The sequence below is a fragment of the Acidovorax cavernicola genome, from assembly GCF_003581445.1.
This window is the reverse complement of sequence record NZ_QXMN01000057.1, coordinates 18785-30747: the sequence shown is the minus strand read 5'-3', so window position 1 is coordinate 30747 and position 11963 is coordinate 18785. Positions and strand designations below refer to the sequence as shown.

Sequence of the window (11963 nt, the reverse complement as noted above, 5' to 3'; positions counted from 1 at the left end):
GTACGAAGGCGGTGGTGGCGGTGGCGGCGGCTGGTTCGGCGGCGGCGGCGGGATGGCCCAGTGCAGCAACACGCCCAACCCCGTCACGGCGGGCTGTTCCTACAACGGGCCGGGCGGCGGCGGCTCGGGCTTCATCGGCACGGGCGTGACCGGCGGCGTGCTCACTGCCGGTGCCAACGGCAGCTACTCGGCCACGTCCAATCCGGGCAACACCAGCGCGCCCTACCAATCCGGCATCGGCGTGGGCGGGTCGCGCAGCTCGTTGACCGGAGCGACCGGCGGCAACGGCCTCGTGGTCATCCAGTTCAACGTCGTGACCCTGCAGCTCGCCAAGGCCTGGTCGGCCGGCAGCAACACCGGCGACGTGGCCCGCATCGTGGCCACCACGGGCGGCACCGACATCTTCGGCGCCGGCAGCAACACCGCGACGTTCACCGCCACCGCACCGGCGGCCGGCAACAGCGGAACCGCCGTGGGCGTGGGCATCGGCAACGTCATCACGCTGCCCGCGGAAACGATGACCACGGGCACGCTGGCGAACTACAACACCGTGCTGGCCTGTACCGCCAATGGCGGCGCGATGGCGAGCACGTTGAGCGGCACCAACGGGCAGGTGTCGAACACGCTGACGATCGCCCTCGGCGACATCGGCAAGGCGATCGTCTGTACCTACACCAACACCCGCAAGACCGCGACGCTGCAGCTGGCCAAGTCGTGGAACGCCATCAGCGTGACCGGCAACGTGGCGAACATCGGCGCGACCACGGGCGGGGCGGCCAACACCTCGGCGTTCACGTCGACGGCGCCCACGGCCAACACCAGCGCCACCGTGACGGTGGCCGCGGGCAACACGATCACGTTCCCGGCGGAAACCATGAACGGCGGCGTGCTGCCGAACTACACGACCGTGCTGTCGTGTACCGCCGGTGGCGGCGCGACGGCCAACAGCCTGAGCGGCACCAACGGACAGAGCACGAACACGCTGGTGATCGGCGCGGGCGACGCGGGCAAGGCCATCGTCTGTACCTACACCAACACGCCCAAGACCTCCACGCTGCAACTGGCCAAGGCGTGGGGCGCCAACAGCATCACGGGCAACGTGGCGAGCATCGGCGTCTCGTCGGGCGGCACGAACAACACCGCGGCCTTCACCGCGACGGCGCCATCGGCTGCGAACAGCGGCACGGCCGTGACCGTGGCCACGGGCAACACGATCACGCTGCCGGCCGAGACGATGACCACGGGCACGCTGGCGAACTACAACACCGTGCTGGCCTGTACGGCAGGCGGCGGGGCCACGGCCAATGCGCTGAGCGGCACCAACGGCCAGGTGAGCAACACGCTGCTGGTCGGCGCGGGCGACGCCGGCAAGGCCATCGTGTGTACCTACACCAACACGCCGAAGACCGCGACGCTGCAGATCGCGAAAGCATGGGGCGCGAACAGCATCGCCGGCAACGTGGCGAGCCTGGGCGTCTCGTCGGGCGGAGCGAACAACACTGCCGCCTTCACGGCGACGGCGCCCACGGCCGGCAACAGCGGCGCGGCCGTGACGGTGGTCGCGGGCAACACCATCACCTTCCCCGCGGAAACGATGACCACGGGGACGCTGGCGAACTACAACACGGTGCTGGCCTGTACGGCCGGTGGCGGCGCTACGGCCAACACGCTGAGCGGCACCAACGGGCAGAACACGAACACCCTGCTGATCGGCGCGGCCGATACCGGCAAGGCGATCGTCTGTACCTACACCAACACGCCGAAGACGGCCACGCTGCAGCTTGCGAAGTCGTGGGGCACGGGCAGCATCACCGGCAACGTGGCGAGCATCGGCGCGAGCACGGGCGGCGCCAGCAACACCACGGCATTCACCGCGACGGCGCCGACGGCCGGCAACAGCGGCACGGCCGTGAACGTGGTGGCGGGCAACACCATCACGCTGCCTGCCGAGACGATGACCACGGGCTCGCTCGCGAGCTACAACACGGCGCTGTCGTGTACCGCCAATGGCGGGCCCACGGCCAATGCGCCGAGCGGCACCAACGGGCAGGTCGCCAACACGCTGCTGATCGGCGCGGCCGACGCGGGCAAGGCCATCGTCTGTACCTACGTCAACACCGGCAAGCCGTCGACCCTGACCATCGCCAAGCGCTCGCTCGGCGGCGTGGCCGGCTTCGACTTCACGGGCACCAACGGCGTCGCCGCCCACACGATCACGACCACCGTGTCCGGCACGGCCGTGAACGGGCCGGTGCAGACGCTGACCACGCCGGGCGCCGCGACCACGATCACCGAGGCCTACGTGCCGGCGGCGGGCGTGCCCGACTACGTCATCACCGACGTGAGCTGTACCGGCATGGGCAGCGGCGGCACGGTGACGCGCGGCACGGCACAAAACACGAACCAGTTCACCCTGAACGCGGCCGCGACGGCAGCGGGCTCGAACGTCGTCTGTACCGTCACCAACGCCAAGGCGCCGACGGTGCAGCTGCGCAAGAAGTGGGTCAATGCGCTCGTCAACGACGCCTTCACGCTGACCGCGTCCGGCACGGTGCACCCGAACCACAACATCGGCTATGCCTTCAACCTGCAGGCCACGGCCAACACGTCCAACGAGACCGACACCGGCGGCGCGCAGCGCGTGGCGGTGGGCGATACCGTGACCCTGGGCGAGACGCCCTTCGGCACGAACGCCGGCTCGTACACGGCCAGCGCCTGGAGCTGTACCGGCGGCGGCTCGCTCAGCGGCAACCTGCTGGCCCTGGGCAACGCCGATGCGGGCCTGCCCATCGTCTGCGAGATCACCAACACCGCGAAGACGGCGAACGTGACGCTGGCCAAGACCTGGTCGGGCGCCATCGTCAACGACGCGGTGAACGTCACCGGCACGGGCCTTCCCACGCTGGCCTCGGTGGCCAACACCGCGGCCGAAACCGACACCGGCACGGCGCAGGCCGTTCCCGTGGGCAGCGTCATCACGCTGGCCGAGTCCTTCACCACCGGCAGCGCCGCCAACTACACGAGCGCGCTGAGCTGTAGCGGCACCAGCGGCCTGTCGGGCAACACGCTGACGGTGGGCGCGGCCGACACGGCCATCGTCTGTACCTACGCGAACACCCGCAAGACGGCGGCGGTGACGCTGGGCAAGAGCTGGAGCGGCGCCATCGCCGGCGACAAGGTCAACTTGACGGTCAGCGGCAGCGCCGCCGAGGTGACGGGCGCGACCGCCGGCACCTCCACCGCGCCAGCCACCACCACCAACGCCACGGCCACCGCAGCCAGCGGTGCCACGGTGACGCTGGCCGAAGCCTTCACCACCGGCCTGGCGACCAACTACACGACCACGCTGGCCTGTACCAAGGTGTCGGACGGCAGCACCGTGACGGTGAGCGGCGCCGGCCTGAGCCGCACCTTCACCATGCCTTCGGACAGCGCGGTGAACTGTGCCTACACCAACACGCGCCGGACCGCGACGCTGCAACTGGCCAAGGCCTGGAGTGCGGGCAGCACCACCGGCCATGTGGCGAGCATCGGCGCGACCACGGGCGGAGCGAGCAACACCACGGCGTTCACGGCGACGGCGCCGACGGCCGGCAACAGCGGCACGGCCGTGTCGGTGGGCGCGGGCGACACGCTCACGTTCCCGGCGGAGACGATGACCACGGGCACGCTGGCCAACTACAACACCGTGCTCTCTTGTACGGCGGATGGCGGCGCCACCGCGAACACGCTGAGCGGCACCAACGGCCAGGCGAGCAACACGCTCGTGGTCGGCGCGGGCGACGCGGGCAAGGCCATCGTCTGTACCTACACCAACACGCCCAAGACCGCCACGCTGCAACTGGCCAAGTCGTGGGGCGCCAACAGCATCGCCGGCAACGTGGCGAGCATCGGCGCGAGCACGGGCGGGGCGGCCAACACGACCGCCTTCACCGCGACGGCACCGACGGCAGGCAACAGCGGTACGGCCGTGACCGTGCAGGCAGGCAACACGATCACGTTGCCGGCGGAGACGATGACCACGGGCACGCTGGCGAACTACAACACGGTGCTGGCCTGTACGGCCGGCGGTGGACCCACGACCAATGCACTGAGCGGCACCAACGGCCAGGTGAGCAACACGCTGCTGGTCGGCGCGGGCGACGCCGGCAAGGCCATCGTGTGTACCTACACCAACACGCCCAAGACGGTCACCGTGCAGCTGCGCAAGGCGTGGAGCGCGGACAGCACGAGCGGCGATGTCGCCAGCATCGGCGCCACCTCCGGCGGCAGCAGCAACACGACGGCGTTCACCGCGACCGCACCTGCCGCCGGCAACAGTGGCGCGGCGGTGTCGATGGTCGTCGGCGGCACCATCACGCTGCCTGCCGAGACGATGACCACGGGTTCGGTCGCGAACTACAGCACGGCGCTCGCATGTACCGCCGACGGCGGCGCAACGACCAACGCGTTGAGCGGCACCAACGGCCAGGCCAGCAACACGCTGGCGATCGACGCGGCCGATGCCGGCAAGGCCATCGTGTGTACCTACACGAACGCGAAGAAGACGGTCACGTTGCAGGTGCGCAAGGCCTGGGGCGCGAACAGCGAAGCGGGCAACGTGGCGAGCATCGGCGCGACCACGGGTGGCACCAACAACACGGCCCTGTTCACTGCGACCGCGCCCACGGCCGGCAACAGCGGCACGGCCGTGGTGGCTGCGGTCGGCAACACCATCACCTTCCCGGCGGAAACCATGACCACGGGCACGCTGGCGAACTACACGACCGTGCTGTCGTGTACCGCCGATGGCGGCCCCACGGCCAACGCACTGAGCGGCACCAACGGCCAGGCGAGCAATACGCTGGTGATCGGCGCGGGCGATGCCGGCAAGGCCATCGTCTGTACCTACAGCAACAACCGCCTGCCGACGGTGCAGATCCGCAAGCAGGCGCTGGGCGGCACGGGCACCTTTGCGTTCAGCGGCACCAACGGCTACGGCTCGGACAGCATCAACGTCTCGGTGTCGGGCTCGACGGTGGTGGGTGCGATCAAGACGCTCACCACAGCGAACACCCAGACCGTGCTGACCGAAGTCGCGGCCTCCATGCCCGGCGGCTTCGCGTTCTCGGGCGCGACCTGCACGGGCTTGGCGGGCGGAGCGACGGCGGCCGTAGACCTCGTGGCGGGCACCGTCACGCTGCCAGCGGCAGGCCTCACGAACGGCACCGCGGTGGTCTGTACCTTCACCAACACGCTCGCGGCCATCGTCGGTGGGCGCGTGTTCCTGGACAACGGCATCGGCGGCGGCACGGCCAACGACGGCATCGTCAATGGCGGCGAAGGCCCGCTGTCGGGCGTGAGCGTGCGGCTGACCAACTGCGGCGCCACCGTGTACGCGAGCGCACTCACCGACGCATCGGGCGGCTACAGCCTGAGCGTGCCGGCCGGCACGGCCACGGGCTCGGCCATGTGCGTCGAAGAGACCAATCCGGGCACGCGCGTGTCGACCGGCGCTTCGGTGGGCAACGTCGCGCTGCCCTCAGGCACGGCGACCGCCGCCGCAGGCGGCACCTACACCTACACGCGCACCGGCACGCCCGACCGCATCGCCTTCAGCTGGAACGGAACGGGCCACAGCAACCTGAACTTCGGCGACGTCGACAACAGCGCCTTCGCGACCGACGGCGCCAAGACCGGCCTGCCGGGCAGCACCGTCACGTACGCCCACACCTTCACGGCGGGCACGGCAGGGCAGGTGCGCTTCAGCGTCGCGAGCGAGACGGCCACGCCGCCCATCACCGGCTGGACGACGAAGATCTTCGCGGACCCGGGTTGCACCGGCAGCCTGCAGCCCGGCGCGGCGCAGCTGTACCCGCCGAGCGCGGCCGCCACGCCCGTGGCCTTCGCGGGCAAGGTGTGCGTGATCGTGCAGGAGTTCATTCCCGCCACGGCCCCGCTGGGCGCGAGCAACAAGGTGAAGGTGCAGGCGGACTTCACCTACACCAACGCGAACCCTTCGCTCAGCGGCAGCTTCACGCTCGACGACATAACCACGGTGTCGGGCGTGGCGCTGGAGCTGAAGAAAGAAGTGCGCAACGTCACGCAAAGCGGCAGCTTCGGCATCAACAACCAGGCCAAGTCGGGCGAGACGCTGGAGTACCGCATCACCTACACGAACAACGGCGACGCGCCCATTCGCAGCATGGTGGTGAACGACATGACGCCGGGCTACACGACCTTCGTGAGCGCCACCACGGGCACCACGCCCGCGTCGCTGACGGGCTGCGTCAAGAGCACGCCGGCGAATGCACCGCCCGCCGCGCCGGTGGCGTGCGCCACCGCGCAACCCGCGGGCGGCACTGGCGCGATCGACTGGCGCTTCACCGGCACGGTGGAGCCGGGCGGCACGGGCTTCGTGTTGTTCCAGGTGAAGGTGGACTGAAGACCCGACGGGGTTTTCAGGCCCTGCGCCTGAACAGCGCGGACGCGCCGCTGGCCCGCGCCACGTCGTCCGCCGCGGCCAGCAGCTGCGGGCCCAGCGCGAGCATGCGCTCTTCGGTGAGCCGCACCAGCGGCCCTGCGATGGTGATGACGCCGATCACGCCGCCATGCGCACCGCGCACTGGCGCGGCCATGGCGGTCATCGCAGGGGAGAACACCTCGTTGATCATCGAGAAGCCGCGCTTGCGCGCCGCGCGCAGGAACACGAGCAGCGCCTTCACGGTGGTCGGCGCCTTGGGGCCGAAATCTTCCGGCTGGCCGAAGCCCTGCTTTGCCACCAGTTGCAGCGCCTGTTCGTCCGTCATGGTCGACAGCCAGGCGTGGCCGGCGGAGCTGCACGAGAGGTTCACCGACAGGCCCATGTCCGGGTCGTAGCGCAGTCCGCGCGTGGCGCCTTGCGCCTTCGCGACGAAGGTGAGTTCGTCGCCGTCGACCACCGCCAGCCGCACCAGCTCGCCCGACGCGACCGCGAGCCGGTCGAGCAGCGGCTGTGCCACGTCGACGATGCCGCTGTTGCTCAGGAAGCTCAGGCCCAGCGACACCAGCTTGATGGTCAGCATGTAGTCGCCATGGCTCTGGTCCTGCCGCACATAGCCGTAGCGCACCAGTTCGCTCAGCAGGCGATGGGTGGCGCTCAAGGGCATTTCCAGCTCGGCCGAGAGCGCGGAAAGCGCGCGGCCCTCGGGGTGGCCGGAGAGGTGTTCGAGCACCTTGAAGCTGCGTTCGAGTATGGCGGTCATGCGACGACTCTAGCATTTTGCCAAGTGTTTTCACTAGTAGAAAGATTTTCCACTTAGTCGATAAGATCGCGCCGCCTGGGGTCGAAGGCGCTGGTGAAGCGCCTGCGACATGCATCGCTCACATCGCAAGCTGGAGAACAACTTTGAGAACGCTTTACCGCTCGCTGGCCACCGCCGGCCTCGCACTCGCCCTGGTCGTTCCTGCGCTCGCGCAGGCGCAGCAGGAGCGCGTGATCCGCTTCGGCCACCTGAACAACGCCGACCACCCCGTGAGCTTCGGCGTCAAGCGCTTTGCCGAACTGCTCTCGGCCAAGAGCGGCGGCAAGATGAAGGTCCAGGAGTTCCCCGCCTCCCAACTCGGCAACGAGATGCAGCAACAGTCCGCGCTCCAGGGCGGTGTGCAGCAGATGTCCGCTCCCGCCACCACCTCCCTGGCCGGCATCGTCAAGGAGTTCGGCCTCGTCGACTTCCCCTTCTCGGTCAATTCCTTCGCGCAAGCGGATGCGCTGCTCGATGGCCCCCTGGGCCAAGCGCTGATCGCCAAGCTGCCCGAGAAGGGCCTGGTCGCCCTGGGCTACTGGGACCTGGGCTTTCGCAACGTCACGAATAGCAAGCGCCCCATCACCAGGCCTGAAGACCTCGAAGGCCTGAAGGTTCGCGTGATCCCCAACCCCGTGTTCCTGGAGACCTTCAAGGCCTTCAAGGCCAATCCGGTGCCCATGCCCTTCGCAGAGCTGTACGGCGCCCTCGAAGCCAAGGCAGTCGATGGCCAGGAGAACCCCTATGCGGTGATCCTGTCGAACAAGTTCTACGAAGTGCAGAAGTTCGTCAGCGCCACGAATCACGTGTACGCCGCCAACATCGTGCTGGTGAGCAAGAAGTTCTGGGACTCGCTCACGCCCGCCGAGCAGAAGATGATGAACGACGCGGCCAACGAAGCGCGCGGCTACCAGCGACAGGTCAGCCGCGCCGCAGCCCAGAAGGCCGTGGGCGACCTGCAGGCCAAAGGCGCGCAGTTCAACGAACTCTCCGCTGCCGAGCAGAAGCGCATGCGCGAGATCGCCAAGCCCGTCGTCGACAAGTTCGCCGCACAGTACGACCCCGCCATCGTCAAGCTCTACAACGACGAGCTCGCGCGCATCCGCAAGTAGCGAGCGACCCACGGCCGCGCGCGTTCATCGCGCACGGCATCCACGGCTGACGACGAATCCCTTCTTCGTTCCCGCCGGCACTTCCCGTCACCCCCACGTCTGCGCCTGCCGGCCCCTGCGGCGCAGCGCTACGCCCTGGGCGCGCGCGCCCGTTCGATTCCGCCATCGATACCACTAAGAGGAGACTCCGTTGAAACATTCCAGACCCATTCCCTTCGGACTTGCATCGACCGCCGCGCTCGCGCTGGCATTGAGTGCCTGCGGTGGAGGCGACGGCGGCGGTGGCGCGGCCTTGCCGATCCTGCCGGTGGCGCCTGCGCCCGCCGCGTCGGCGCCGCCGCCCGCGCCGACGGACGAGGCGCCGACCACGCCCACCGAGCCGGTGGCGGAGGTCGACGACAGCTTCGACGAGTACTACAACGTCTGCCGAGGCACCAATCCCAAGTGCTACAACGACTGGGGCGCCTTCGCCACGACACCCGACCGCGTGCTGATCTACTCGCGCACGGCGGGTCCGCGCCATGCCGTGCTGGGTACGCCGATGGGCACCGGCCTGAACCCGGCGATGAACCCCGACAACGTGATGCAGGCCGGCCTGGTGCGCATGCTGTCGGCCGAGGGCATCACGGTCGACTGGACCGAGGACGTGGCCATCCTCGGCAGCCGCATCAACAACTACAAGGCCATCATCTTCGCGAGCTCGAACCGCGACACCTTGTGGAACGGCGCCGTGAGCACCAGCCAGGACGCTGCGCGCACCGCGCTGCGCAACTACATGCGCCGCGGCGGCGGTTTCGTGGGCCTGCACAACGCCTTCGGTGCCGAATACAACTGGCCGTACTACGAAGGCCTGCTGGGCAACGCGAACTTCTACAACCACGGGCCGAACCGCGCGGGCGACGTCGAGATCGTCTCGGACGACCCCTCGACGAAGGACGTGCCCAAGCGCTTCTCGTTCCAGGACGAGTGGTACAACCTGATGCCCTTCCCGACGAAGGTGAAGTTCCTGGCCAAGGTCGACACCTCGACGCTGAAGCCGCTCACCTCCGCGCCGCATCCCGGCCACGCCGACTTCCATCCGGTCGCGTGGTGCCAGTACTACGACGGCGGCCGCGCCTGGCTCACGACCCTCGGGCACAACGCCCACTCGTTCACCGCCGACCTGTCGGGCGTGGGCGCCATCGAATTCCAGAAGCTCGTCGTGCAAGGCGTGAAGTCGGCGATGGGCCTGACACCTTTCTGCACCACCGAGTAACGACCGCCTCCCGGGGCCGGTGCGGCGCCGTGCGCGCGGCACCGGTCGTTTCGAACACCTCTGTTCCAACGTTCACCGAGTAGAGACTTTCCATGAAGAAAAAATCATTGGTCACGCTGCTGATCTCGTGCGGCGTGCTCGCATCGCCATTGCTGATCACTGCCTGCGGCGGCTCCAGCGGCGGTGGGGGCACACCCGTGCTGCCCGTGGTGCCGGCCCCCGCGCCGCCGCCGTCTTCCAGCGCGCCGCCGCCCGCATCGCCACCCGCTGCCGCCGCGCCCGCGGCCGACCTGTCGGACTGCTGCACCGCCGGCGACAAGGACTTTCCGAAGGTCGGCGGCAACCTGGGCAACCAGAACTACTCCAGCCTGCGCAAGATCAACAAGGGCCTCGTCACGCAGCTGGGCGGCGCCTGGGTCAACCAGATCGAAGGTGGCATGACCACCGGCAACAACCAGAGCACGACCGTCGTCGTCGACGGCGTGCTCTACATCGAGTCCGCACCGGGCAACGTGGTCGCGGTGGACGGCAAGACCGGCGTGACGAAATGGAAGTGGACCACGCCCTACGGCAACATCACCCGCCGCGGCGTGGCCGTCGCGAAGGACCTGGGCCTGGTGTTCACCGTCGCCACCGGCAACCGCCTGGTTGCGCTGCGCACCGACACCGGCGCCGTCGCCTGGATCAAGCAGTACCCGACCAGCAGCACCGACCCCGACTACAAGGGCGCGCTGCAGAAGGTCGCGCTGGTCTACCACGACAAGCGCCTGTACCTGGGCACCAACGACGGCAACCGCGGCGCCGCGTTCTCGGCCGACGCGCTCACCGGCAAGGTGCTGACCACGTTCTGGGGCGTGCCCCGCGCGGGCGAGCTGGGCTACGACACCTGGGGCGGTGCCCCTGAAACCGACCGCACCGGCGCCACGCCGTGGATCCATCCCGCGGTCGACCCCGAGTTGGGCCTGGTCTACTGGACCTTCGGCAACGTGCGCGGCGGCTCGTCGCAGAACGGCAGCACCCGTCCGGGCCAGAACCTGTTCGCCAATTCCATCGTCGCGCTCGACCTGAAGACCGGCGAATACAAGTGGCACTTCCAGTCGGTGCACCACGACATCTGGGACATGGACAACGTGATGTCGCCCGTGCTCGCGGACGTGAAGATCGACGGCAAGGACCGCAAGGTCGTCATCTACGGCAGCAAGACGGGCATGTACTACATCCTCGATCGCAAGGACGGCAGCGCGCCGCTGGGCATCGACGAAGTGCCGGTGAAGCAGGATGCCCGCCAGGCCAGCTGGCCCACGCAGCCCCTGCCGCGCCAGGGCGCCTGGACCGAGACCTGCATCGTCGACCAGCCGCTGGGCACGGCCATTCCGGGCGACCCCAACCGCGCGGTGCCCAACTACACGAAGGGCTGCCTGTACGACGCGCACTGGGATGTGCCGATTCTGTCCATTCCGGGCCATGGCGGTGGTGCCAACTGGAACCACCAGTCCTTCAGCCAGCGCACGGGCCTGGTCTACACGGGCATGGGCTACGTGTCGGCGGCGCACTCGCTCATCGAGTCGAGCAACGGCCTGCGCCCGCCGGGCACCTACATGACAGGCGCGGTCGTGGCGGTCGACCCGAGCACCAACCTCGTCAAGTGGAAGAAACCGCTGCCGTACTCGGTGGCGCACGGCAACGGCATCCTGAGCACGGCCTCCGACCTGCTGTTCATCGGGCAGCCCGACGGCAACCTGCTGGCGCTCGACGCACAGGACGGCAGCGAGCTGTGGCGCTTCCAGACCGGCGCGGCGATCAGCGCGAGCCCGGTCTCCTACGAGATCGACGGAGAGCAGTACATCGCCGTGTTCTCGGGCGGCACGAGCATTCCGTACGGCGACTCGGCACCGCGCGGCGACCGGCTGTGGGCCTTCAAGGTCGGCGGCGCGGTGACGGCGGCCGCCACGCCCACGCCGCCCGTGGTGCGGCGGCCCGTGTCGGGCGCGGCGGTGGAGGGCGCGGCCTTGCCGACGCCGAACACCGTGTTCCTGGCGCGCGTGCAGACGCCGGCGAACGAACCCGGCACCACCGAGTCGACGGCCGTCAATGCCATGACGCCAACCTTCATGCGCGTGCCGGCGAACACCGTCGTGACCTTCACCAATCCCGGCACCAACGCCAACACCCACTGCGCCACGCAGTTCTTCGAAGGACGGTTCAATTTCAGGCTGGCGCCGGGCCAGTCGGCGACCCACACCTTTGACACGCCGGGCGAATACTTTTACAACGACTGCCATAGCCCGCGTCCGACGGGAAAAGTCGTCGTGTATTGAAATGTCCCTCAACCCC

The 11963-nt window shown here is 68.8% G+C and carries 5 protein-coding genes; 4 read left to right on the top strand and 1 reads right to left on the bottom strand.

Annotation, left to right across the window (positions count from 1 at the left end; translation table 11 throughout):
* The first annotated feature begins 52 nt into the window (after window positions 1–52).
* Complete coding sequence (locus D3H34_RS34060) at window positions 53–6424, top strand: prealbumin-like fold domain-containing protein (protein WP_205736826.1); 6372 nt, start codon at window positions 53–55, stop codon at window positions 6422–6424.
* A gap of 16 nt (window positions 6425–6440) precedes the next feature.
* On the opposite strand, the gene D3H34_RS28365 is transcribed toward D3H34_RS34060, so the two are convergent.
* Window positions 6441–7223 (bottom strand): IclR family transcriptional regulator, encoded by a 783-nt coding sequence (locus D3H34_RS28365; protein ID WP_119557894.1) that lies wholly within the window; start codon window positions 7221–7223, stop codon window positions 6441–6443.
* A gap of 143 nt (window positions 7224–7366) precedes the next feature.
* On the opposite strand from D3H34_RS28365, the gene D3H34_RS28360 reads away from it, so the two are divergent.
* From D3H34_RS28360 to D3H34_RS28350, 3 genes are all read left to right on the top strand, one after another.
* Window positions 7367–8374 (top strand): TRAP transporter substrate-binding protein, encoded by a 1008-nt coding sequence (locus D3H34_RS28360; RefSeq protein WP_119557893.1) that lies wholly within the window; start codon window positions 7367–7369, stop codon window positions 8372–8374.
* Between the two features lie 190 nt (window positions 8375–8564).
* Window positions 8565–9629, top strand: a complete 1065-nt coding sequence (locus D3H34_RS28355) for a ThuA domain-containing protein (RefSeq protein WP_119557892.1) — start codon at window positions 8565–8567, stop codon at window positions 9627–9629.
* Between the two features lie 92 nt (window positions 9630–9721).
* The gene (locus D3H34_RS28350; protein ID WP_119557891.1) at window positions 9722–11947 is read left to right on the top strand and encodes an outer membrane protein assembly factor BamB family protein; all 2226 of its coding nucleotides are present in this window, start codon (window positions 9722–9724) and stop codon (window positions 11945–11947) included.
* Window positions 11948–11963 lie beyond the last annotated feature (16 nt).